The sequence below is a fragment of the Micromonospora sp. NPDC000207 genome, assembly GCF_040300925.1.
In the GTDB taxonomy this organism is placed as follows: domain Bacteria; phylum Actinomycetota; class Actinomycetes; order Mycobacteriales; family Micromonosporaceae; genus Micromonospora.
This window is the reverse complement of sequence record NZ_JBEPEQ010000041.1, coordinates 1-24,180: the sequence shown is the minus strand read 5'-3', so window position 1 is coordinate 24,180 and position 24,180 is coordinate 1. Positions and strand designations below refer to the sequence as shown.

The following is a 24,180-nucleotide window of genomic DNA, read 5'->3' as shown; positions in this document are numbered from 1 at the left end:
TCAGCCCTCCTCGTGACCGGTCGGGGTGTCGACCGGTGTGTCCCGCCGACCGGAGTTCGTGGTCCGGTCCGTACGGCCCGACGGGTAGCCGAAGCGACGCAGCCCCGGCAGGGTCAGTGCGGTCACCACCGCGTACGACGTCCGGGACAGGCCCGCGCGCCACTGGTCGTCGGCGCGGATCGGCACCGGCCCGGTCCGGTGGCGCGACGGGTTGCCCGCCACCGAGTGGGTGGGGGCCATCCGCACCGTCACCGCACCCGCACCCGCACCCGCGTCTGCGTCTGCGTCTGCGTCCGACCCGGCTCCGGCGAACGGGCCGGGCTCTGCGTCCGGCCCGGCTCCGGCGAACGGGCCGGGCTGCGGGTCGACGCCGGCGAACGCGGTGACCCGGGCCAGGACACCCGCCGGGTCGGCGGTCAGGTCCTCGTACCGGATCCGCAGGTACCGGTCGGAGTCACCGGCCCAGAGGCGGACGGTGACGGCGTTCCACACCGACCAGAGCAGTGCCGCCTTCCACACCGGCGGTCGGCTCATCAGTCGCTCGTCGCGCTCGCCGTCGAGGCCCCGGCGACGACGCCAGGAGAAGGCTGTCGCCCGAGGATCACGGACCACGTGCAGGACCCGCAGGTCGATGCCGGGCAGCGCACCGAGCAGCGCCCCGTACGGGGGGAGCTTGGAGGAGTCGACGACGGTCGTGGCGCCGGCGTGCCGGGCGACCGAGGCGTACAGGTCGGTCAGGACGGCGTCGTCGGGGTGCGGATCCACGGGTCGACGACCGGCGCGGGCCCGCCGCAGCAGGGCGGGCACCCCCCGCATCCGGAGTCGGGCGCGCAGTCGGGCGGCGATCCCGGCGGCGTCACGCACCGGCACGTCCCGGCGCACCGCCGACCACACCGGGCAGTCCCGGAACGACCTGCCGCACCCGCAGGGACGGTTGTCCAGCTCACCGCGTTGCCACAGGTAGCGCAGCTCCCCGGCGGCGAGCACCCCGTCGTACTGGCCGAGAAGGGTGGTGACCAGGGTGCTGCCGCTGCGCCCGCTGCCGGCGAGGTAGAGCACCCGGACCGGGGCACTCACGCCGGCACCCCGGCCCGCCGTGCGGTGGCGGCGGTGTAGACCTCACGCAGACGCCTCAGGTGGGCCTGCGGACTGAAGTCGCGCTCCACCCGGTCCCGACCCGCCTGCCCCCACCGGTACGCCCGCTGCCTGTCGGCGAGGACGTCGCGCAGCCCGTCGGCCAGGGCTGTCGGGTCGTCGGCGGCCACCACCCGTCCGTCCACCCCGGAGGTGACGAGCTCCGGAAGCCCGCCGAGGTCGGTGGCGACCACCGGTAGCCCGCAGGCGAACGCCTCCAGCACCGCCATCGGCTGGTTCTCGTTCCACCGCGACGGCACGGCAGCGACCGCCCCCGACCGCAGGAGGTCCTGCAACCGGGCCTTGTCGAGCCGGCCGTGGAACCGGACCCGGCCCGGGGCCCGGCGCGCCGCCAGGTCGGTCAGGTCGGCACGGGCCGGGCCGTCACCGGCCACGTCGAGCCGGACCCCGTCGGGCAGCTGGGCGACGGCCTCGATCAGCACGTCGACGCCCTTCTCCGGGCTGAGCCGACCGGCGAAGACCACCGACCCGCCGGGGGTCTGCTTCACCGCCGTGGCCGCCACGTCGACGAAGTGCGGCACCACGTGGATCCGGTCCGGGAAGACCCCGGCGCGGCGCATCACCCCGGCGAGGAACCGGCTCGGGCTGACGAACGCCTGCACCGGCGCGTACGCCCCGGTCGACCGGTGCAGCCAGGACTCCACAGCCAGCAGGGAACTGGCCGCAAGCGACCCGTCCTTGCAGCGGCGGCGCGCGGCCCGCAGCGGCCCACCCGTCACGCAGGCGTCGCAGACCCGACCCCGGTCGAGCATCTGGTAGCTGGGGCAGGCCAGCTTGTAGTCGTGCAGGGTCATCACCGCCGGCACCCGGGCCACCCGGGTCGCAGCCAGCACCGACGGGGAGAGTTGATGGTAGACGTTGTGCAGGTGCACCACGTCGGGACGGAAGTCCTCGATGACCCGGGCCAACCCCCGACGGCTCGCCGGGGACCAGATCATGCGCGCCGCCGCCGAGGCCCGGGGGCGCAGCCCGCGCGGTGCCGGGTCCAGCTCCACCAGGGGCGGAAAGAACCCGGTGTACGGCGTGGGGGTGTCGTTCTCGGGATGGTCCATGCCGAAGTACGCGATCTCGTCCCCGTCGGCCCGTTGCAGCTCGGCGACGTCGAGCAGGTACCCCTCGGCGCCGCCGCGCCGGTAGAGGAACTTGTTGACATGGAGGACACGCATGGGCCTGCTCCGAAGGTGGCCTGCTGGGGCCCGCTGAGGGATGGGTGCCGGGTCGTCGCGGGGAGGGGGCGCGGTCAGTGGGGGCCGACCAGTGGCCCACGCTATGCAAACCGGACGGATGAGTCCAGATCAGGGCCGCCAAGTGACCACACGGCTGATCATGGGTGGGCCGCATGGCCACGTGGCCAGCCACGACGCCGGAACGGTAGCGTGTGCGCAGCCCCGCACCGTCGTGCCCGAGGAGGATCCGATGGCCGACCCCGACGAGCCGTCGGCGCTGGCGTACACCGTGCGGCGGGTCGTCCGGCACACCCGGTGGGCACGCACCGAGGGGATCCGGCGGTTGGTCGAGGAGGACCGGCTCAACCCTGTGGAACGCGTCGGGACGGCGCTGGCCAAACGGCGCTGGCGACGGGCCAACCCGACCCCGGCCGGGCGGGCGGTCCCGGTCTGGCTGGTCGGCCTGCAACGCTCCGGCACCAACATGCTGACCCGGGGCCTGGACGCCGCCGGAGCGGTCGAGGTCCGCAACGAGAACGACAGGCGGGTGTTCCACCGCTTCCAACTGCGCCCCGACCCGGTGGTCACCGAGGTGATCCGGCGCAGTCGACACCGGTACGTGCTGGTCAAGCCTTTGTGTCAGACCCACCGGGTGGACGAGCTGCTGGCCCTGCCGGGGCTGGCGCCGGGACGGGCGGTGTGGGCGTACCGCGACGTCGACGACCGGGCCCGCTCGGAGGTGGCGAAGTTCGGGGAGGCGAACCTGCGGGCGTTGCAGGCCGTCGCCAAGGGCACCATCGGCGACCGGTGGCAGGGGCAACGGCTGGACGATCCGACCCGGGAACTTGTCGCCTCCTTCGACTACGGACGGATGTCCCCGCACACCGCCGCCGCCCTGTTCTGGTACGTCCGCAACTCCCTGCTGTTCACCCTCGGGCTGGCCGACCGCTCCGACGTGCTGCTCAGCTCGTACGACGCGTTGGTGGCCGACCCGGCCGGGACGACCCGACGGCTGTGCGACTTCCTCGACCTGCCGTACGACGCGGGACTGCACGCCCACGTCGAGGCCCGCGCCCCGCGTCGGAACCCCCTGCCGATCGACGACCGGGTCCGGGCGCTGTGCACCGGGCTGACCGAACGACTGGACGCGGTGGCCGGGCGGCCCCTGGAGGGACAGCGTGGCTGACGACGACGTCGAGACCCCACCGACCGGGGCGCACGCACCCGTCGGGCGGTCCGGGCCGATCTTCCTGGTCGGGTGCCAGCGTTCCGGCACCACCATGTTGCGTCTGGTCCTCGACTCGCACTCCCGGATCAGCTGCGGGCCGGAGACCCGGTTCCTGGCCGACATGCAGCGCATCGTCGGCCGGGACTGGGAACGACTGGCCCGGTTCGGTCTCCCCCGCGAGGACTGGCTGCGCCGGATCGCCGACTTCTTCGGCGGCGTCCACGAGGACTACGCCCGCTCCCGGGGCAAGACCCGGTGGGCGGACAAGACCCCGCTGTACGCACTGTCCGTCGACTTCCTCGCCGAGGTCTTCCCCGACGCGCAGTTCGTGCACGTCATCCGGGACGGACGCGACGTGGTGGTGTCGCACCGCAAACGGTTCGGCTACTGGTCGGCAGTGAAGTGCGTGGTCAAGTGGCCCCGCTACATCCGGGTGGCGCGGGCCTCGGCAGCGGCGCTGCCCCCCGACCGTTACCTGGAACTTCGCTACGAGGACGCCGTCGGAGAACCGGAGAAGACCATGCGGACCCTGTTCGAGTTCCTCGGCGAGCCGTGGGAACCCGGTGCGCTCGACTACGGCGACAAGCCGCACGACGTGGCCGGCAAGTACACGGTGGAGGCCGACCGGCGGCGGGCCGCCGCCGGCACCGACTCCTCGATCTACGAGTCGCGGGTCGGCACGTACCGGCGGGAACTTGACCCGTTCCTGCGGATCCTCACCCGGGTCTTCTCCGGGCGTACGCTGCGTGAGCTGGGATACCGATGAGACGCCGCCGGGTGGGGCTGCTGGTCGGGGCGGTGGTCCTGGCGTTGACCGCCGGAGCCTGCACCAGCGACCCGGAGCCGGAGCCGAACCCGCCACCGCCCAGCGCCGCCCCGGACGGAGCCGGGCCGACCGGCGGGCCGGGACCGGCCACGGACGGTACGTCGAGCGTCCCGAACCCCTTCGGGGCGCACTGGGACTGGTCCCGGTACGACCAGTTCAAGCCCTACCTGGCCAAGATCTCCGGATCGGCGACGTACCAGGAGATCACCTGGTGTGCGATCGAGCGGACCAGGGGTGAGCGGGACTGGTCCGGGCTGGACCGGATCGCGCAACGCAGCAGGGACCTGAACATCACCCTGCACATCAAGATCCGGACCGGGATGTGCTGGGCGACCGGCGGCAGCCCGCAGTTCACCAGGGGGCAACTCAACAAGACCGAGTCGGCGATGCCCCTGGACATGGCCGTCTACCAGGGGTTCGTCACCGAGGTGGTGAAGCGGTACGCGCCGTACGGGGTGCGCCAGTTCGCCATCGAGAACGAGGTCAACGCCCCGCAGTACTGGGCGGGCAGCACCGCCGACTACAAGCGACTGGTCACCTCGGCGGCCGAGGCGATCCGGGCTGCCGACCCGCAGGCCCGGGTGGTCGACTCCGGGATCTCCAGCGTCGCGTACGGGATGGGGGTGGCCGACCGGCTGCTCCAGGCCGGGGACGAGCCCGGGGCGATCGCCGCGTACCAGGTCTACTTCCAACGCCGGGTCGGCACCCGGGGACAGAAGATCCCCCAGGTCGACGACGTGACGGTGCTACGCGGTGCGCTCGCCAACGACCAGAACTCCCGCAACCTTCAGTTCCTCGCCGCCACCGAGGAGCTGATCGCCGAGCGGGTCGTCGACGTCCGGCAGCTCCACTTCTACGAACACTTCTCCGCCGTCCCCGTCCTCCTGGACTACCTGCGGGCCCGCAGCCCCGAGGGGGTGCCGACGCAGGCGTGGGAGGTCGGCCAGTTCTGGCGCGACGGCGACGGCGACGCCGCGTCCCGCAGCGACGAGATGGTCAAGACGGTCAGCCAACTGGTGGCCGGCGGGATCGACCAGGTGCTCTGGCTGCCGCTGGGCTACAACCCGAACAACCGGGCCGGTTCCGAGGTCCGCTACGGCCTGCTCGACCCGGACGGCACCGAACGGTTGGCCGGCACCATGATGGCCGAACTGGCCGACGCCGCCCGGGACGCCACCATCGAACCGGTCGCCGAGAAGGGCCTGACCGGTGTGGCGTTCCGCCGGGGCGAGGAGAGCACCCTGGTCGTCTGGAGTTCCTCGGCGAGCACCGTGTCGGTCCCCGCCGCACCCGGGGTCACCAACGACAGACTGGGCACCGACTCCGCCGCCCGCTCCGGCGCTGTCACCATCGGCCCCTCCCCCGTCGTCCTCCGAGGCCCCGGCACCCCCACCACCCTCCTCTCCCCCATCCGCTGACCCCACCCCACCCCAACCCACCCCCCACCCCTCCCACCCCACCCTCCCTCCCCTCGGTCGGGAGCGTTGATCAAGGGGTTTGCGTCAATTCGGAGATCGACTCTGACGCAAACCCCGTGATCACCGGGGCAGGGCGGGGCGGCGGGGCGGCGGGGGTGGCGGGGGTGGCGGGGGCAGGGGGTGGCGGGGCAGGGGCGTAGGGGGGTCAGGCGGGCCACCAGGGGTGGGGGTGGGAGAGGAGGGTGGCCAGGGTGGCGTTGGGGGTGGCGAAGTGGTCGGTCAGGTGGGCGCGGAGGTCGGGGGTGAGTTCGCCGGAGGTCCGGTCCCTGCGTCTGGTGTGCCGGGCGAACTGCGGCGGGGCGTACGCCGCCAGGCCGAGGAAGCGCAGGACGTCCCCGTACACGGTGGCCGGGTCGGCGTAGAGGTCCTCGCTGCGGATGACGTGCAGGCGCTCGGCGGGAACGTGGGCGTACCACCTGTGCAGTTGCTCGGCGTACCTTCCCCGGGCCAGGTAGGAGTGGTTGCGCAGGGCGTGGTGGGCGGCGGGGGTGTCCGGGCCGTCGCGGAGCGCCTCGGCCAGCCGCTGCGGTTCGGCGGCGATCGCGTCGGCGAAGCTCAACGGTTCCAGCCCGTACGACAGGGTGTGCAGGTAGTGCGAGTAGGCGCGCTCCACCGGGTCGCGCAACAGCGCCACGAAACGGGCCTGCGGCAACAGCCGGGCCACCCGCTGCGGGACGCTCGGGTGGAACAGGTAGTAGGGGCTGGCCTCGAAGGTCTGCCGTCGGGGTGCCGGGGGCGGGAAGTGCGCCCGGTACCACCGCTCCCCCCGCTCGTGGTGCAGGGTGAAGAACTGGAGTTCCTTGCCGGTGGCAGCACTGACGTCCGGATGTCCGGCAAGGTAGGCGTGCAACGACGTGGTGCCGCAGCGCTGCCCACCGATGATCAAGAAGTCGGGCAGGGCCCCGGGAGGCCCGGGACGGGCTGCCCGCAGGTACGCCCGGGTGGCGCGTACCGTCCGGCGCAGCCGATCCACCCCACCCCGCCGCCCGGCGCTCACCGGGCCGCCCCGGACGCGGCGGTCGGGGTGCCGGCGGTGGGCGGCGGACCGTTGCGGCCCCGACCGCGTCGGCGGCGCAGGGTCCGCAGCACCATGACGTCCTCCTTGCTCAGTCCCAGGGCCAGCACCACGGCGAGGTAGCTGCCGGCGATCACCGTCAACCCGACGACCAGCGACCAGGGCCACTGCGGCACCAGGGCCTGCGCGCCCAGACCGGCGAGGGCCGCCACCCCGGCGGCGGCCACCCCCTTGAGCATCCCCGGGCTGAACGGCAGGGCACCGATCAGGTACCGGACCTGCCACACCCGGGCGATGTTGACCACGATGAGGGAGACGCTCCACGCCACCGCCGATCCGACGATCCCGTACGCCGGGATCAACCAGAGGTTCAGCAGCACGTTGATGACCAGGGCGGCCACGTTGTCGGCCATGTTCAACGCCACCCGGCCGGACATGTTGAGCACCGTCCCGCACGGCCCGGTGGCGGCGTTGACCAACTGCCCGAGGGCGAGGACCACAGTCACCGTCGCCCCGGTGGCGATGCTGCCGTCGAAGACCCGCAACAGGTCACCGGGGAGGATCAGCAGCGCCACGAAGGCCGGCAGCGACAACCGGACCACCCACCCGGTGGCCACCGTGTAGACCCGCCGGACGTCGGGCAGCGAACCCTGGTGGTACAGGTAGGCGATGTACGGACCGAACGAGGCGTTGATCGGGGCGAGGACGAAGATGGCGACGGTGACCAGCCGGGTGGCGACGTTGTAGACACCGATCTCCGGGTTGGCGAAGAACCCGAGCAGGAGGGTGTCCATCCAGATCAGCCCGGTCGAGGAGAGCGACGACGCCCAACTGACAGTGGAGAAGCCGAACAGCTGGCGGGGACGGTACACCGGGCGGGCCGGCTCGACGCGGCGCAGCAGCCGGGCCAGCGCCACCAGGGCGAGCACCGCCGCCGACCAGCCGGCCACCACCAACGCCCAGAACGCCCCGGTCAGACCGGCACCGGTGACCAGGGCCAGCACCGTGACCAGCAGCCGTGTCCCCGGTTCGTAGAGCTGCCCGATGTAGGTGAACGGACGCTGGGTACGCCACCCCCGGGTGGCGGCCAACGCCGCCTCGCAGATCGTGGTGGCGGGCAGGGTCAACGCCACCAGGCGCAGTCCGGTGGTCAGCCCGGGATCGTTGAGCTGTTCGGCGAGCCACGGGGCGGCGGCGGCGAGACCGGTGGCGAGCAGGACCGCGGACCCGACGGACACCCCCAGCCCGAGCCGGATGGTCCCGCGCAGGGCGGGGGCGTCGTCGTCGGCCAGGTGCACCGCCACGAACCGGGTCAACCCGGCCCGGAAACCGGAGAGCGACAGCAGCCCGAACAGGGACAGGACTGCGTAGCACTGGGCGTACCTGCCGACCTCCCGGACCCCGAGGACCCGCGCCAACAGCAGCATGATCAGGAAGACGGCCGCCTGGCTGAGCAGGGCACCCACCAGGTTCAGGCCCCCGCCACGGGCCATCCCCCGTACGTGCCGGTCCCCGGAGCCGGTCGCCTCGTCCGCCTCGGCCTCGGCGGCGGTCACCGGGGTCGCCGGCCGGTTCGGTTGCTCGGTCACGCCACGGGCCTACCGGGGACGCGTGTTCGTGTCGCCCACCACCGGTAGGACGACGGTGTCGTCTGCGCCGCGTCCCGACTGCCCGGCCTGCGGCTGCGCCGGCACCGGGGCGGCCCGCCCGGCGGCACCCCGACCGGCGGTGGTCCCGGCGACGGCGGGCGTGGCCCGGCCCCGGGAGAGCTGCTCCACCAACGCCACCAGCAGGACGGCCAGGAGCAGGCCGGCACCGGCCACCGGCAGCACCAGGTTGACCAGGGCCCGGGTCCGGTCGACCGCCTCCACCGCACCGAGGCTCGTCACCTGGGCCGGGTCGGCGGCCTGCGACTGGGCTCGGGCCCGTTGCAGACCCTGGCGGGCCGAGGCGAGACTGCCACTGGCGGTGTCGCGCTGGGCCAGCAGCGACTGGTACTGGGGGAGCTTCGGCCCCAGCCCGTCGAGACGCTTCTGCCCGTCGGTGATCGCCTTCTCGGCCTCGGAGACGCCGCGCCCGTTGCCCACCGCCTGCATCTGGAGCCGCTGCTGCCGCATCGTGGCGATCTCCTGCAGGGTGGACTGGTAGAGCCGGTCCGGCTGGCGGACCTTGTTCTCCTTCTCCCACTCGTCGATCACCTGGGTGGCGGTGGTCAACTCGTCGTTGGCAACCTTCACCTCGCTCTCGGCGATGTTGACCTGGCTGGCGAAGAGGAACGCCAGGGCGCGCTGGGCGGTCGCTGTCAGCACCGGGGCGACGGTGTCCCGGTCGGTCGCGGTGTAGGTCAGGGTGAGCTGACTGCTCGCGCCGACCTGGGCGACGGAGAGCCCGTCGCGCAGGGTCCGGGTGGACACCCCGGTGTCCCCGGCGACCTGGTCGACCACCTGGGGGGCGGTCACCGCCGCCGCGAAGGCCGCCGCGAACTGGCTGGCCGCCTGGGTGCCCGTGTACTGCTGGGCGGCGGTCCCGCCGACCAGCGCCGGGGCGGCGACGTAGGAGGTCGCCGCGTACCGGTCGGGGCCGGTCAGGACCACCAGTGCCGCCGCGCTCGCGGCGAGCAACGGGATCCCCAGCAGGATCCAGAGTCGACGCCGCGCGACCCGCAGATAGTCGACGATCTCCACCCTTGCGCTCCCCACTGTCTGATAGATCATCGGATGTCGCCTCCGACCGCCACCGCCGGGCCGGTTCCGGCCCGCACCGTCGTGGTGGTCGCGCCGGTTCCGGTCGCGCCCCTGGCGACCGCGCTCGCCGCAGCGGCGAAGGCCACGAAGTACCAGAGGGTGACCACGTTCGAGATCACGTTCGAGGCCGCGCTGACCGCCACGAAGGCGACGGCGCAGCCGAGGAACCCGACAGCGATCCCGCGTGGCAGGCTTCCCGGCGGGGCCCGGCGCAGCGCCGTCCGCCCGGTGTGCAGACAGAGCAACATCATCGCCAGGTACGCCCCCAGACCCAGGACCCCGGTCTCGACGTACGCGCGCAGGAAGTCGTTGTGCGGCTTCTTCGCCTCGTCGGCCTCGAACTTCGTCATGTTCGGCCCGACCCCGGTGACCGGGTTCCGGTTGGCCAGGGTGACGATCTCCGACCAGTAGCCGACCCGCCAGGCGAGGGTGTTGCCGGTGGGGCCGCCCCCGACAGCGGTGCTCTGCCCGATCTGCCCGAACCGGTCGGCCACCGTCGGCAGCAGGGTGACGCCCACCACCACCGCCAGGCAGAGCGCCACCAGCATCCGCTTGCTGCGGTGCAGCACGGCGACCACCACCAGTCCGATTCCGGCCCCGAGGATCGCGCTACGGGTGTTGGTGAGCAGCAGGAACACCAGCGACAGGGTGAGCAGGACACCCATCGGGACCCGCCACCGCCGCTCCAGGTACCTGTGGACACCGAACCCGAAGATCACCATGAACATCAGGTACCGGCCGAACGTGGTCGACTGGGTGAACGGGCCGCTGATCCGGGTGAAACCGCCCTTGACCTCGGCCGGAGGGCTGCCCAGCAGGGACATCACGACCGTGTAGCCGACCGCGAGGGCCAGCGAGGCGTACACGGCCAGCAGGATCCGCCGGACCGCCGGGAGGTCCGGCATCAACTGCTCCAACACCAGGAACATCACCACGACGGTGGCGATCCGCAGCGCCTCCAGGAAGCTGGGCGTCGGCTGGGCCGCTCCGAAGGCGCTGACCAGGCCGGTCGCGCCGACCAGGAGCAGGGCCACACCCAGGGGGGAGGTCCGGAGCCGACCGTGGCGGCGCAGCTGGGCGGCCAGCCACAAACCGGCGGCGAGCAGGAACAACACGGCCAGGATCGTCGACGGGTCCGACAGCCGGCCACCGGCTCCCCCGTCGGCCCGTCCGGCGGTGGGTCCGCTGAGCTTGAACAGGTCGACGCAGGAGCGGACCGCGAGCATCAGCATCACGTACGCGGCGAACCGGGTCAGGGCGAGGACTCCGACGATCAGCCCGACGACCAGCACCAGGGGCAGCACCATCCGGACCCGGTCGCCCTCGCTGCCTGCCACGCCGGACAGGACCGCCGCCACGGCGCAGAGCAGCGCCGCGCCGCCGGTGAGCAGCCGTACGGTCAGGTCGGGGACCTGTCGGCGGGCCGCCGGTCGGGTCGCGTCGTCGACCCGGGTCGCCGGGGCGTCCGGCGTCTCCTGGTCGCGTACCGCGCCGTGCCGCTGTCCGTCCATCGCCCGCCGACCACTCGCTCGTAGGTGTGCACAGGGGTTGTGATCCGCCGATCGCCTCCATGCGGGACCAGGGGAACGGCCTAATCTAACGGGTCCCACCGGCAGGGCATATGGGCCGTTGCGCCGGGTCTGCCCGACGCATCGTCGGCCCCGCTCGGTCCGGGCGTCCGCGCGGGGCACCTGCGCTACGGAACGCGTTGAGCGGGGTCCCTTCCCTGCCTCGGGGGGCGCAGGGTGAGGTAGAGGCGTTCCAGGTCGCGGGCGGCGGCGTCCCAGCTGTACTCGACGAGGACCCGGTCGCGCAGCGCACCGGCACCGACCCGTTCGGCGTCCAGGTCGGCGGTCACCGTGTCCAGCGCCCGCACCAGGTCCGTCTCGTCGCCCTCCCGGAACAACCGGCGGCCCGGGGCGTCCCGCTCCAGCACCTCCACGTGCGGTTCGATGTCGCTGGCCACCACCGGCAACCCGTACGACGCCGCCTCCAGCAGGGTCAGCGGCAACCCCTCCAGGCGGGACGGCTGGACGAAGGCCGCCGCGTGGGAGTACAACTCGGCGAGCAGGTCACCGTAGGCGAACCCGGTGAACACGATGCGCGGGTCGTCGCCGGCCTCCCGGCGGAGCCGGGCGACGAAGTCGTCGGTGAAGGCGGACCCGCCGACCACTGCCAGCCGCAGCGGGGTGCTCGACCGCCGGAACGCCCGGATCAGCAGGTCGGCGGACTTCTCCGGCACCAGCCGACCGACCAGGAGCAGATACCCGCCGGGGGTGAGCCCGAAGCGGGTCAACTCCTGCTCCGGCATGTGCTTGGGGCTGGACACCCCGTTCGGAATGTAGTGGGCGGCCCGGCCGAACCGCTCGGCGTAGTGGGCGGCCAGTCCCCGCGAGACAGTCACCAATCCGTGCGGTACGGGCCCACTGAGCCGGTACGCGGCACCGAGGACGGTACGCGCCGCCCGGCCCCACTTGTTGCGCTGGTTGTCCAGCCCGTGCACCGTCAGCACCACCCGGGCGCGGCTGGTGTAGCGGGGCAACGGAGCGAGCAGGACCGGGCCGAGTCCGTGGTAGTGGACGACGTCCGGCCGCTCGGTCATGGCCGCGACGGTCGAGGTGGTGGAGTGCACAATCGCGTCGAGGTGTTTGCTGGCGACGGTGGGTGCCCGCCGCAGCCGGATCCCCCGGTACGACGGGTCGGTGACGCCGCCGTAGCTGTCCCGGCAGTAGACGGTCACCTCATGGCCGAGGGTGGCCAGCCGGCTCGCCATCTCCTCCACGTGCCGCTCGATCCCGCCGAACGTGGCCGGTACCCCCTTCTGGCCGATCATCGCCACCCGCAGGGGGCGCCACCCCGGCGGGCGGTCCTCGTCGGCGCGGGGCGGTCCGGGCTGCGGCAGACCGACCGCCTCGGTGGCGTGATCGTGCGAGTGCACAGTGTCCATCCCCCCACGGAGTGACTCCGAAGCCCCTGGTCAGGCACTCCACGCCCCGGACGCTAAATCATGATCGGCCAGGCGGGACAGGGCCGGACAGCCAGGCGAACAGACACGTTCAGCCGGTTGCCCGACCGGCGCACCGTTGATCCTCCCGACCTCCATCGGCGACGTTCGACGCCACGGCTCCGGTTACCCTCGACACCCGCTCCATCGCCCAACGTCACCCGGCGTCGAATCGGTACGGCCGGACGAGGGGGTTTCGAATCCGGCGGTACCGCCGTGTCACAGGTCGCTGCCGCCGTGCAGCCGGCACGCCCCCGGGCACCTCCACCGAGCAGTGGGAGGCCGGCTGCTCCAGCCGACCTCCCACGCCGTCGGACTACCGTGGTCCGTGGCCCTGGCCCGGGTTCTGTGGGTTGGCACCGTGTCCCTGTTGCCGGTGGGGGCGCTGGTGGCTGCCGGACGGCTGGGGTCGACCGGCGGGCAGGTGACCCCACCCGGCTGCCGCCGAGGCGACCTGCTCGACACCGGGTGTCTGTCGTGAGGGATACAGCATCCCGAACCCCGACTGCTGTGGGGGCCGGAATCCGTATCGGGGCTGGTCCGACTGAGGACCGGGACCCGGCAGAGGCACGTACCTCATGCCCGGCCGCTCGGCGAGGAGGACTCGACGGGCCTGCCTGCTCTCCACGAACTCCTGTCGGGCCGACAAGGGAACCCGTTCGTTCGGCGTCCACGCGGGAGCACGCCGTTTGCGGAACCAGTACCTCCTCAGTTCACTGTCGAAGTTCCGCGCGTCCTCGACCGTGGGGTTCGCGAAGACCGCCCGCAGCCAGACATCCTCCCTGAGTCGTCTCTCCCTTGTCGCCGTGATGTCCTGAACAAGAAAGCGCCTACTGCCCCGGCGCAGATACTCCTCGTAAAGCTGATCGGACATCGTCGAATCTTCCGGCCCGAGGCGGCGGGAGGTCCCGCCGAACCGCTCGACGGCCAGGGCCAGATCCTCGGGCGAGGCACCGGAGCCACTGAGCAGCATTCCAACGTTGCCCGACAGGTCCAACTCCGGCCGCCAGAACGGCCTCAGGCGACCCCACACCTCCTCGAAGACGACACGGAGTTCACCCTCCTCAAGCGGCGGCTCCCTGCGGGCCTGCAGTACATCCTCGACGTTCTCGACGAAGACCGAGCCTTCCGCGGACGCGACGAAGTCATCGGGGATCCTCTCCGGATTTTCGAAGTCTCCGCACTCCTGGGCAAACCGCCTCAGCCGCCCGTCGAACGCCCGCCGAACCTCAGACACCTCAGACCAGCCGTAGCTCCGCACGATCCGGTCGAGTTCTTTCTGGTATTCGTCACCAAAGGGCTGGTCGTACCCGACAGAGTCCATTTCTACCCACCTCTGGAATCAACACTTCCACCACCACCTCATCGGAAATTCCAGTCGGCTACCTCAGCCCGTGTCCCTGGGCGGAGTTGTGGGGGTTCGGACCGTATCCCTGCTGTGGCGGCCGCGGCCCCCTCTGCGGCGGATAGTGGGGGTCCGGGACAGCACCAGGCCCGGGGCGACCCTGGACGGTGGTGGGCTGGATCCTTCCCGGACCGAACTGCATCGCCGCGATCTGGTCGATGCTGTACGCCTGGCCCCCCGGGTACCCCGGCACGTCCTGCCGCTGGGGTCCGTAGCCCACCATCGGCTGTCCCTGCGGGCCGTGACCCGGCACGTACCCGCCCGGGGCCGGAGCCTGCCGGTACGACTGCATCGCAACCTGCTGCGCCGCGTACGGACCGGGCGTCGGCTCGCGGGACGGGTCGCCGTACGGCACCGCCCGGCCCGCGCCCTGACCCTGCCACCCGGAAGGCCCGGGAGCCTGCCACCCGGCAGGCGGAGGCCAGGGAGCCTGCCGACCGGGGCGCATCGGCTGTTGCTGAGGGTGCCCCCGACCTGGCTGCAGTGCCCGCCGCGGACCGAGCAGAGCCTTCCGCGCTGCCCCCGATTCCACGAAGTCGCGCCGGACGAACTGCGGAACACGCTCGCTCGGTTCGAGTTCGTCCTGGAAAGATCCCGTCTCGCGAGACCAGTAGCGTAGCAGCGCCCTGTCGAAGTCGAGGGCATTCTGCAGGGTAGGCCTCGGGAACACCGCCTTGAGGTTCTCGTCCTTCTCCAACTGTTTCTGACGCGCCTCCCTGATGTCCTTGAGCAGGAATCCTCTGCTTCCACTCTTCAGGTACGCCTCGTAGACTCGATCGCTTATTTTTGATTCGTCCTCCTTCCGGTAGCCCCAGCGCAACGCAAACTGTTCGACCGCCAGGTGCAGGTCGTTCTTGGGGAAGTCTGCACCGTTCCCACTGAGCAGCATGTTGATGTTGTCTTCGAGATCTATCTCCGACCGCCAGAATCGAGGGCCGCAGGAATCGGAAGCCGTGTAGTCGACTGTGGCGAAATCGCTGCCCTGCGGGCTCGCCGCACTCGGGCTTCCCGCGGCGGTGCTCGCCACACCCGGGCTCATCGGCATCGGTGCTCTCGCCGGCGGGCTCTCCGCACCCGGGCTGAAGGGGTTGTAGGGGAGCGCTGCCGGCGGGGAGTCGTACTGCTGTTGGAGCCAGCGCTCAGCGTCTTCGTTGACCGGGGGATTCCTCAACGCGAAGAGCTCGGGCTCCTCCTCGACCCTCGGGGAGGTCAGCCCTCGGAGTGCGTGCTCCACCGCCTCGACGTAGTCGGAACCCTCTTGGGTGCCGAGGAAGTGGTCGGGAATCTCCGGGTCCCGAGGTCCGTAGCCGAGGCCGGATTGCTCCACCCACCGGGTCAACCGGTCGTCGAGCGTCTGCTTGGCTCTTTCAAAATGCCAGCCGTGCGTCTTCAGAACTCTGTCGAGCTCCCTGTCGTAATCGTCCATGACGGTGCTCCCGTGGATCGCCGATCGGTCACACCGACTACGGCCCGCGACGGGCGGCGGTTCGAGACCTGTCGAAGAAACCCGTACCGTCCTCTGTGGCCTCTGAGGTCTCGGTCGAGTGTCCGGTCAGGGCTAGGATGGCCAGCGGTCCGGCCCGGGACGAGCCGGGACTGCCGTCGAGAGACCTCGGAGGTCTGGATCATGACCGCGTCGTCGGAATCGGAGCAGGTCAGCCGGTTGTCGGACCGGATCGACACCACAGTGGCGCACCCGGCCCGGCGGTACAACTACTGGCTGGGCGGCAAGGACAACTTCGCCGTCGACAGGGCCTCCGGCGACCAGATCGCCGCCCTCTACCCGGCGATCCGGACGGTGGCCCGGGAGAACCGGGGGTTCCTCCAACGGGCGGTACGGTTCCTGGCTGCCGAGGCGGGCGTCAGACAGTTCCTCGACGTCGGCACCGGCATCCCCAGCGCCGACAACACCCACGAGGTGGCCCAGTCGGTGGCCCCGGAGTCCCGGGTGGTCTACGTGGACAACGACCCGATGGTCCTGGTGCACGCCCGGGCGCTGCTGGCCAGCTCTGCGGCCGGTGCCACCGCCTACCTCGACGCCGACCTGCGGGATCCGGAGCGGATCCTGGCCGACGCCGAGCTGCACCGGACCCTCGACCTGTCCCGGCCGGTGGGGCTGATGCTGATCGCTGTGGCGCACTTCCTGCACGACGACGACCGGCCGTACGACCTCGTCGCCCGGCTGGTGGACGCCCTCCCGTCCGGCAGTTACCTGGCGTTGAGCCACGTCACCATGGACTTCATGCCGCCGGAGATCCTGGCGCAGATGGCGGCGCAGGCCGCCAGCGGCCGGATGCGGACGGACGGCTACCCCCGGTCGCGGGAGCAGGTCGCCCGGTTCTTCGACGGCCTGGAGCTTGTGGAACCGGGCATCGAGGCGGTCAGCCGGTGGCGCCCCGAGGCACCCCTGGAGGACCTACCCCCGCTGGCAGACACCTCCATCTACGGCGCACTAGCCCGCAAACCCTGACCCCCCACCCCCACCCCCACCCCCACCCCATCCCACTCCCCCACCCCCGACCACCCCGGTGATCAAGGGGTTTGCGTCAGAATCCGGCGTGGCGATGACGCAAACCCCTTGATCAACGAAAGAAGCAGGGGTCAGGGGCGGGTGGGGGGGTTGGGGTGCAGGTGGGTGAAGAGGTCCTGGTAGGCGTCGAGGCCGTGTTCGGCGGCGAAGAGTTTGCGGGCCTCCCGGGCCTTGGCGTCCCGCCAGTCGGCCGGGGCCGCGCCCAGCTCCAGGATCGCCCGGTGCAGCGCCGGCGGATCCCGGGGTGGGACGACGGCACCGAACTGGGTGGCCAGGACCGGGTACCGCCCGCCGGGCAGGTCGGTGGTGACCGACGGGACACCGCACATCATCGCCTCGGCCTGGACGATGCCGAACGACTCGGCCACCGACGGCAGGGCGAACACGTCGATCGAGGCGTAGAAGTCGTCGATCTCCTTGCCGCGCAGCTCCCCGAGGACCTCGATCCGGTCGTCGGCGCCGATCTCGGCCCGGATCGCGGCGAGGTCGTCCCCGCCCATCACCGTCTTGTAGTTGCCGCCGATCAGCAGCCGGGCGTCCGGATCGGTGATCTTCCGGAAGGCCCGGACCAGGTAGGGGATCCCCTTGTCCTCGACGATCCGGCCGAGGAACCCGACGTGCAGTCCCCCGGTACGCCGGTACCGGGGCTGCCCGCCCCGACGGTCCAGGCAGGGTGCCGGGATGAACCGGTGCTCCCGGCGTCGCATCGTCGGCCAGAACTTCGACGCGTGGGCCTGGTCGTCGCTGTAGGCGACCACCGCTGCGGAACGGCGCAGCGCCGCCCACGAGGTGACGTCGGAGGCCGCGACGGCGACCCGGTTGAGCAGGCCCGGCGGCAGGTACAGGTCGATGTGGAGCATGCTCACGATCGGGGTCGAGCCGACGAGCTGGGCGACCACCGCCCCCTCGGCCATCGGCAGGTTGAGCAGGAACACCCCGGAGCGGCGGGCGAGCCGGGCGGCCAACACCGGATACTCCGGGCTGATCTGCGCCCGGGTGATCTGCCCGAGGACCCGGGCACGGTACACGTCGACCCCGTTGATCGTCTCGCGCAACGGGGTGGACCTGTCGTGCTGACTGGTCACCACGGCGACCCGCCAGCCCCGGGCGGCCAGCCCCTCGGCGACGGTCTGCGCGGTGTGGGTCACCCCGCTCATGTACGGGGTGTAGTAGGTGAGGGCCACTGTCAGGTCGTACCGGGGTTCGGCGGTGCTCATCGGGTGCGACGTCCTTTCCAAGCTGGCGAAACGGTGGCGGGAGGGGTCACAGGGAGACGACGGCGAGCTGTCCGGTGTGGTCGGAGAGTCCGGCCGGGTCGACCATCAGGTACCTGTGCACTGTCACGTCGTCGGTGGTGAAGAGCCAGTCGAGCCGCCACAGCGGCAGTCCGTAGCGGGCCCACGAGACCGGGTAGGGCGAGCCCAGGGCGGGGCTGGCGTCGACGAGGCGGTCCGGGATGGTCCGCAGCAGGCGCATCGCCGAGGAGGTGTTGAGGTCTCCGGCGAGCAGGACCGGGTGGGGGTTGTCCTCGACGTCTGCGGCGAGCGCCCGGTAGTCGGCCTGCCGCAGGTCGTGGCGGGCCAGCGTGTCGTCGGCGGTGTCGGAACGGCGGGCGGGCAGCCCGACCATCGGCACGTGCAGGTGGGAGTTGTACACGGACAGGACCCTCCCGCCGACCAGCAGGTCGGTCCGGAGCGTCTTGACTGTGTGGTACTCCGGGAGGCGGGAGTCCGCCGGGGGCAGGTCCGGCCACCGACGGTCCAGGAACGGACGCAGGTCGACGGGGTGTTCCCGGACGATCGGGTACCGGGAGACGGTGACCAGCTCCCCGACGGCGGCGACGTGGAATCCGGGGAACTCCCGGCGCAACCGGTCCAGGCCGTCCACGGGCAGCGGGTCCAGCTCCGGGGTGAGGTACAGGTACTCCTGGAGCAGGTACACGTCGGCGTCCTGGGCGTGCAGGTAGCTGTAGAAGCGGTCCGGGTCCCGGGTGCGCTCGCCGTCGGGGCCGATGGCCAGGAGTTCGTCCCAGTACCAGGTGTTCCAGGCGAACACGGTGACCGCGTCCGCCGGGGCGGGGGGCGGCCGGTGCCAGAGCGTGGCGGCCACGACCCCGTTGCCGGACCAGCCGAGGAGCAACGCCGCCACCGCCAGCCCGAGACCGACCAGTCGGGCCCGCCGCCGCACCGCCACCGCGACCACCACCACCAGCAGCAGCGGTACGACGAGGAGGGCCACCGGGGGCAGCAGGTCCGGGAGGTTCCACCACCAGGCCCGGCCGGACAGGTACGTGTGGGACAGCACGAACAGCAGCCACGCCCCGGCGACGACCGGCCAGGCCACCGTGCCTCGACCCGGGCGTCGGGTCACCGGGGCCGGGGCCGGGTCGGTGACGGCTGTCATCAGGCCCCCCGTGCGGCGAGCAGCAGCACCCCGGAGAGGGTGGCCCAGAGGGCCGCGTTGGCCACCATGACGGGGTCACGGACGAGGACCCGTACCGGGTTCTCACCGGCGTCGTGGACCAGGACGAGTTGCAGGTAGCGGAAGAGCCCGAAGATGGCCAGCGGGGTGAGCAGCACCGCCGCGATCGACGCGTGGGCGGCCAGGGGCGCCTCGTCGCGCAGGTAGAGCAGGTAGCTGCCGGCGGTCAGCGCGGCGGAGAGCTGCATCAGCTGGTCGGTCAGGGGCACCGTGTAGCCCCGCAGGGCGGGTCGGTGCGTACCGCCGCTGTTCTTCAGCTCGTGTCGGCGCTTGCCGAGGGTGAGCAGCAGGCAGAGGGTGAACACCGCGGTGAGCAGCCACCCGGAGACGGTGGTGCCGGTGGCGAGGTAGCCCTGCATGAGACGCAACGCGAACCCGCTCGCCACGAGGAAGACGTCGAGCAGCGGAACGTGTTTGAGCCCCAGGCAGTACCCGAGGTTGAGCAGCAGGTACACCCCGACCGGCCAGGCAGTGGCCGGGGTGAAGGTGCTGAGCACCCCGGCCAGGGCCGCCGCCACCACCGCGGCGAACACCACAGCCACCCGGGGCGTCACCCGGCCGGAGGCGATCGGTCGGTGCCACCGGGCCGGGTTCGCCGCGTCCCTGCGCCGGTCGACCATGTCGTTGAGGACGTACACCAGGACCGAGGTCAGGATGAACGCGGTGACCGCCCAGACCAGGTTGGTCAGGGGGGTCCGTCCCCAGGACTGCGGGTCCAGCAGCGGTACCGAGACCACCAGCAGGTTCTTGGGCCACTGACCGGGGCGGGCGAGTTGCACCAGGGCGCGGACCAGGGTGCCGGCCTGCCGCAGCGGGAACTCCCCGGTGGGTCGCGGTCCGGTGGCGGGGACGACGAGGGGTTGGGTGACCGGGGCCATCAGAAGAACGCCTTCGCCACACGCAGCGCCCCCTGGGACCAGGGTTCGCGACTGGTCCGGCCGGTCGACGGTCGGGTCCGCCCGGTTTCCCGCTGCTCCCGCCACCACCTGAAGGTGCGCAGCAGGGCGTCCTGGTTGGAGTGGGTCGGGGTGAACCCGAGTCGCCGACGCACCTTGTCGGTGCTGACGTAGGAGTCGGCGAGGAGTTTGTGCAGGAGTCTGTCGTACACCGGGGAGAGCCGGGCCTTGCGCAACGCCCGCAGGGTCAGCAGCGCGGGCCGGGCGGGCACCGACACCACCCGGCGGCGGTGACCGGCGGCGTCGAGGACGGCCTGGAAGTCCTCGCGGAGGGTGCCGAAGTCTGCGGCGGCGACGTTGTACGTGTCGTTGGCGACGTCCTCGTCGGCACCGAGGGCGACCCGGACGCACTCGGTGAGGTCCTCCACCGCGCACATCTGGATCCGCACGTCGCCCCGGCCGAGGATCGGGAAGTGCCGCCCCTCCTCGGCCCACTCGAAGAGCATCGCGAACAGGCCCATCCGTCCCGGCCCGAGAAAGGTCTTGGGTCGCAGCATCGGGACGCAGAGCCCGGCGGCCCGGAACTCCTCGACGACCTCCTCGGCGGTGGCCTTGGCCCGGCCGTAGGTGTCCACCGGCTCCCGGGGGTGTTCCTCGGGGGTGGGTACCCGGGTGGGCAGGCCGTACACGGCGGTGGTGGAGACGTGGACCACCCTCGGCACCCCGGCGTCACGGGCGGCGGTGAGCACCGTACGGGTGCCGTCCACGATCACCGACCCGATCTCCTGCGGAGCGTAGCTGGGCAGCGCTGCGGCGCAGTGGACCACCGCACCGGCACCGGCGAACGCGGCGGTCATCGCGGCCCGGTCGCGGACGTCGGCGACGGTGGCGGGGATCCCGGGGTCGCCGGGGCGGACGTCCACTCCGTGTACCGGCAGACCCTCGTCGCGCAGCCGCCTGACGACGAACCCGCCGAGCATTCCGCTGGCTCCGGTGACCACCGTCGGGCCCGGGGGCGCTGGAGTCACCACGACGCGCTCACCTTCTCCCGGACGAACCCGGTGAGCAGACGGCGCAGCCCCAGGGCCAGGGTGGCGTCGAGGGCCTCCAGGAAGTACTCCAGGTCGGCCGGTTCGATCATGAGGGTGGGGGCCACCATCAGGGGATTCTCCACGTTGGGGCTGTAGTACGTCATGATCTTGTGCGCCCGGTAGAGGTGCGAGATCACCGACAGGGTGATCAGCTTCGTGCCGAAGCGGGGGTCGTTGGCGAACCCGGGGACCAGCTTCCCGGCCAGGTCCAACAGCTTCGGGCCGCCGGCGAGGAAGACGCCGTGCAGCGAGCCGACCCCGGCGACCCGGTCCACCGCGTCCGGGTGGGCCTTGCGGATCCGGTCCAGGCCGGGGCCGAGGATCGCCTCGATCTGCCGGGCCCGCCCCGGGAAGTCCTCCTCCACCGTCACGTTCACCGCCTCGATGGCGGTGGCGGTCTCCTCGCCGAACCCGTAGTACGTGGTGCTGTGCAGGATCACGTCGGACAGCCGGTCGTACGCCCGCCGGAACAGCCGCTCCCGGGCGGTGTAGCCGGAGATCGACGCCTTGCCCCCGCCGAGGGACTTGGAGTAGACCAGGATGTCCGGCAGCAGTCCCTCGTACCGCATGAAGTAGAAGAGACTGCCGGTCTTGCCCCACCCGGTGTACACCTCGTCGAAGATCATCACGATGTCCTCGTCGGTGCAGATCTGCCGCAGTTCCCGCAGGGCCGACTCCGACCAGCAGCGCATGCTGGAGGCGCTGTACGGCTCGACCATCAGCGCGTACACGTCGCATCCGCCGTCGGGGCGACGGGTGGACTCGATCGCCGCCCGGACCGCCGCCACGTCCCCGTACTGGTGGACGACGGCGTTGGGCAGGCCGGGGAAGCGGAAGTGGTTCTCCGCCGACCCCGTCAGGCTGCCCGCCCCGAGGGTCTTGCCGTGGAAGCTGATGTCGGCGCGCAGGATCGTCTGCCGCTTCCCCCCGTGGTACTTGTACGCCATCTTGATGGCACCCTCGTTGGCCTCCGCCCCCGAGTTCGGGAAGTACGAGATGGACAGGTCCCCGGGGAGGAGTTCGGCGACGTTGTGACTCAACGCGGCAAGGTACGGCGAGAAGAACGCCTTGTGCACCTCCATCCGGCGTTCGGCGGCGAACCGGGCCCGGGCGGCGAGGATCCGGGGGTGGTTGTGGCCGTGGTTGAGCACGCCGACGCCACCGGAGAGGTCCAGGACCCGGTTGCCGTCACGCAGGTGGATCCAGGCCCCCTCGGCCCGCTCCACCAACTCCCGGCCGAACCCGAAGGTGGTCATCAACGACACCTGGGACTTGCTGACGTACCGGCGGTAGAGGTCGTGGACCTCGCGTACCGTCAGTGCCTCGCACTCCTCAAGACCGATCAACCTGGGCATGTACCCTCTTCTCTGTTGTCTGCGCCGCATCCGCGGCGGACGACCTCCGGTTAACCACCGCCACGTCGCGCAGCAGGGCGACGGCGGCGCGGGGCAGGCCCGCGCCGAGCCCGGCGACGAGGGCCGTGTGGGAGAGCAGGTGCAGTCCGGCGGCGGTCAGCGCGAACCCCGCCCCCCGCAGCCGGTACGCCAGGCGCAGGAACTCCGCGTTGGCGGCGACGAACCCGGCGACCAGCACGGGCCAGGCCAACGCCGCCACCGGCGCGAACGCCGCCACCGGCAGCACCACCAGCGCCAGTGCGGAGGTGACCAGGGACAGCTGCGCGTCCCGGTCCAGTCGCCGGTACCGGCCGGTGGACATCAGGTCGGCCCGCTCGCCGGTGACCGCTCCGCCCCGCTGGCGACGTCGGGTCCGGACCATCAGGGCCGGTTTCGTGCGGGCCCGTACGTACTGTTCGCGCAGCAGCGGGGCGAGCCTGTCGACGTCGTCGTGCCGGGTGGTGACCCGGTCGGTGGCGACGAGACGGTACCGGCCCGGAAGCCGGGTGCCGAACTCGTCGTCCTCCCCGTCGCGCAGCCGCTCGTCGAACCCGCCGGTGGCGGTGAAGACCTCCCGGGGTACGAGGGTCGCGGCGAACAGCGCCCCGGTCTCCCGGCCGACCGTACGCCGCCGCCAGAAGTGTTCGAACGCCACCCGGTACGCCTCCACCGGACCGTCGTCGAACAACGGCTCCGGCGCATAGATCCCCTGCACCATCCCCACCCCCACACCACCCCGCAGAATCCCCACCGCCTCCTCGATCGCATCCGACGCCAACGCCGTATCCGAATCCACGAAGAACACCAACGGCGCAGAACACGACGCCACCCCCACATTCCGCGCCGCCGCCGGACCCCGATTCACCGACTGCACCACCAACCGCACCGGAAACTCCGCCACGATCTCCCGCGAACCATCAGTCGACGCGTCATCCACCACCACCACCTCCACCGGCGCCAACGACTGCCCCAACACCGACTCCAGACACGCCCGCAACGTCTTCGCCTTGTTGAAGTTCGGCACCACCACCGCCACCCGCGCCGCCCCGTCCCCCACCCCGACCGGTGGAACCGCCCCCGGCGGCGCCGCCCCGGTCACCGGGCACTCCCCCGGGCCAGCGCGTAGGCCACCCGGAGGGTCCCCACGCCGGTGCCGAGTACGGCCAGGACGTAGAGCAGCAGGTGCATCCCGGTGGCGTACGCGGCGAACCCGGCACCCCGGATCCGCCAGGTGAAGCGCAGGAACCGGTGGCTCGGCACTGCGGAGGCGACCACCAGCAGCGCCCAGACCGGCAGCAGCCACGGTTGGAAGGGGACCAGCGGCAGGGTGAGCAGCCCCAGGCCGGAGAAGACCAGTCCGGTCGGGGAGATCGCGTTGACCCGCATCCCGTTGCCGGCGTTGCGCCGACGACCGGCCCGCAGCATCACCATCGGGGTGTCGGTGGCGAACCCGAACTGCTCCCTGACGAAGGGAAGGAACCGGTCCACGTCGTCGTGCCGGGTGACCACCCGGTCGGTGACGACCAGCCGCCACTGCCGAGGCATCCGGGTGCCGAACTCGGTGTCCTCCCCGGTGCGCAGCCGCTCGTCGAACCCGCCGGTGGCGGTGAAGACCTCCCGACGGATGAGGCTGGCGGCGAAGAGGGTCGCCGCCCGGGGGCGTCCCACGCTGCGCCGCCGCCAGAAGTGTTCGAACGCCACCCGGTACGCCTCCACCGGACCGTCGTCGAACAACGGCTCCGGCGCATAGATCCCCTGCACCATCCC

At 71.7% G+C, this 24,180-nt stretch carries 20 protein-coding genes; 4 read left to right on the top strand and 16 right to left on the bottom strand.

Annotated elements, in window-relative coordinates; all coding sequences use genetic code 11:
* Together ABT336_RS12765 and ABT336_RS12760 are read right to left on the bottom strand one after the other, a co-directional pair.
* The gene (locus ABT336_RS12765) at positions 1–1,077 is read right to left on the bottom strand and encodes a sulfotransferase family protein (protein ID WP_350896700.1); all 1,077 of its coding nucleotides are present in this window, start codon (positions 1,075–1,077) and stop codon (positions 1–3) included.
* On the bottom strand, positions 1,074–2,321 hold the full coding sequence (locus tag ABT336_RS12760) for a glycosyltransferase (protein WP_350896699.1): 1,248 nt from the start codon (positions 2,319–2,321) through the stop codon (positions 1,074–1,076). The genes ABT336_RS12765 and ABT336_RS12760 overlap by 4 nt, the downstream gene beginning before the upstream one ends.
* Before the next feature lie 250 nt (positions 2,322–2,571).
* On the opposite strand from ABT336_RS12760, the gene ABT336_RS12755 reads away from it, so the two are divergent.
* Genes ABT336_RS12755 through ABT336_RS12745 form a run of 3 tightly spaced genes read left to right on the top strand, consistent with a single transcriptional unit; the run spans position 2,572 to position 5,793 of the window.
* A complete protein-coding gene (locus ABT336_RS12755; RefSeq protein WP_350896698.1) occupies positions 2,572–3,507 on the top strand; it encodes a sulfotransferase domain-containing protein in 936 nt (311 codons plus the stop codon).
* Entirely contained in the window at positions 3,500–4,315 is an 816-nt protein-coding gene (locus ABT336_RS12750; protein WP_350896697.1) for a sulfotransferase family protein, read from the top strand. The genes ABT336_RS12755 and ABT336_RS12750 overlap by 8 nt, the downstream gene beginning before the upstream one ends.
* Entirely contained in the window at positions 4,312–5,793 is a 1,482-nt protein-coding gene (locus tag ABT336_RS12745) for a hypothetical protein (protein ID WP_350896696.1), read from the top strand. Before ABT336_RS12750 ends, ABT336_RS12745 begins: the two co-directional genes overlap by 4 nt.
* A 205-nt stretch (positions 5,794–5,998) precedes the next feature.
* On the opposite strand, the gene ABT336_RS12740 is transcribed toward ABT336_RS12745, so the two are convergent.
* The 7 genes from ABT336_RS12740 to ABT336_RS12710 all read right to left on the bottom strand — a co-directional run bounded on the left by ABT336_RS12740 (position 5,999) and on the right by ABT336_RS12710 (position 15,447).
* On the bottom strand, positions 5,999–6,850 hold the full coding sequence (locus tag ABT336_RS12740; protein WP_350896695.1) for a sulfotransferase family protein: 852 nt from the start codon (positions 6,848–6,850) through the stop codon (positions 5,999–6,001).
* Positions 6,847–8,457, bottom strand: a complete 1,611-nt coding sequence (locus ABT336_RS12735; RefSeq protein ID WP_350896694.1) for a flippase — start codon at positions 8,455–8,457, stop codon at positions 6,847–6,849. The genes ABT336_RS12740 and ABT336_RS12735 overlap by 4 nt, the downstream gene beginning before the upstream one ends.
* Positions 8,458–8,466: 9 nt before the next feature.
* On the bottom strand, positions 8,467–9,582 hold the full coding sequence (locus ABT336_RS12730) for a GumC domain-containing protein (protein ID WP_350896693.1): 1,116 nt from the start codon (positions 9,580–9,582) through the stop codon (positions 8,467–8,469).
* Complete coding sequence (locus ABT336_RS12725; protein ID WP_350896692.1) at positions 9,579–11,123, bottom strand: O-antigen ligase family protein; 1,545 nt, start codon at positions 11,121–11,123, stop codon at positions 9,579–9,581. Before ABT336_RS12725 ends, ABT336_RS12730 begins: the two co-directional genes overlap by 4 nt.
* Positions 11,124–11,308: 185 nt before the next feature.
* Entirely contained in the window at positions 11,309–12,550 is a 1,242-nt protein-coding gene (locus ABT336_RS12720) for a glycosyltransferase family 4 protein (RefSeq protein WP_350896691.1), read from the bottom strand.
* A 382-nt stretch (positions 12,551–12,932) separates the two neighbouring features.
* Positions 12,933–13,940 carry a hypothetical protein gene (locus tag ABT336_RS12715; protein ID WP_350896690.1) on the bottom strand — a complete coding sequence of 336 codons (1,008 nt, stop codon included), beginning with the start codon at positions 13,938–13,940 and terminating at the stop codon, positions 12,933–12,935.
* Positions 13,941–13,998: 58 nt separating this feature from the next.
* A complete protein-coding gene (locus tag ABT336_RS12710; RefSeq protein WP_350896689.1) occupies positions 13,999–15,447 on the bottom strand; it encodes a hypothetical protein in 1,449 nt (482 codons plus the stop codon).
* Between the two features lie 201 nt (positions 15,448–15,648).
* Between ABT336_RS12710 and ABT336_RS12705 the strand changes: the two genes are divergently transcribed.
* Positions 15,649–16,491: an SAM-dependent methyltransferase gene (locus ABT336_RS12705; protein WP_350896688.1), complete on the top strand. Its 843-nt coding sequence runs from the start codon at positions 15,649–15,651 to the stop codon at positions 16,489–16,491.
* Between the two features lie 131 nt (positions 16,492–16,622).
* On the opposite strand, the gene ABT336_RS12700 is transcribed toward ABT336_RS12705, so the two are convergent.
* From ABT336_RS12700 to ABT336_RS12670, 7 genes are all read right to left on the bottom strand, one after another.
* Complete coding sequence (locus ABT336_RS12700) at positions 16,623–17,768, bottom strand: glycosyltransferase family 4 protein (RefSeq protein ID WP_350896687.1); 1,146 nt, start codon at positions 17,766–17,768, stop codon at positions 16,623–16,625.
* Between the two features lie 46 nt (positions 17,769–17,814).
* Complete coding sequence (locus ABT336_RS12695) at positions 17,815–18,954, bottom strand: endonuclease/exonuclease/phosphatase family protein (RefSeq protein WP_350896686.1); 1,140 nt, start codon at positions 18,952–18,954, stop codon at positions 17,815–17,817.
* Complete coding sequence (locus tag ABT336_RS12690; RefSeq protein ID WP_350896685.1) at positions 18,954–19,910, bottom strand: UbiA prenyltransferase family protein; 957 nt, start codon at positions 19,908–19,910, stop codon at positions 18,954–18,956. Before ABT336_RS12690 ends, ABT336_RS12695 begins: the two co-directional genes overlap by 1 nt.
* Positions 19,910–20,959 carry an NAD-dependent epimerase/dehydratase family protein gene (locus ABT336_RS12685; RefSeq protein ID WP_350896684.1) on the bottom strand — a complete coding sequence of 350 codons (1,050 nt, stop codon included), beginning with the start codon at positions 20,957–20,959 and terminating at the stop codon, positions 19,910–19,912. The genes ABT336_RS12690 and ABT336_RS12685 overlap by 1 nt, the downstream gene beginning before the upstream one ends.
* Positions 20,953–22,374 (bottom strand): aspartate aminotransferase family protein, encoded by a 1,422-nt coding sequence (locus ABT336_RS12680; protein ID WP_502891166.1) that lies wholly within the window; start codon positions 22,372–22,374, stop codon positions 20,953–20,955. The genes ABT336_RS12685 and ABT336_RS12680 overlap by 7 nt, the downstream gene beginning before the upstream one ends.
* On the bottom strand, positions 22,352–23,512 hold the full coding sequence (locus tag ABT336_RS12675; protein ID WP_350896683.1) for a glycosyltransferase family 2 protein: 1,161 nt from the start codon (positions 23,510–23,512) through the stop codon (positions 22,352–22,354). The genes ABT336_RS12680 and ABT336_RS12675 overlap by 23 nt, the downstream gene beginning before the upstream one ends.
* Positions 23,509–24,180, bottom strand: a 672-nt coding sequence (locus ABT336_RS12670) for a glycosyltransferase family 2 protein (protein WP_502891165.1), incomplete at its 5' end; no start/stop codon positions are given. The genes ABT336_RS12670 and ABT336_RS12675, both read right to left, overlap by 4 nt.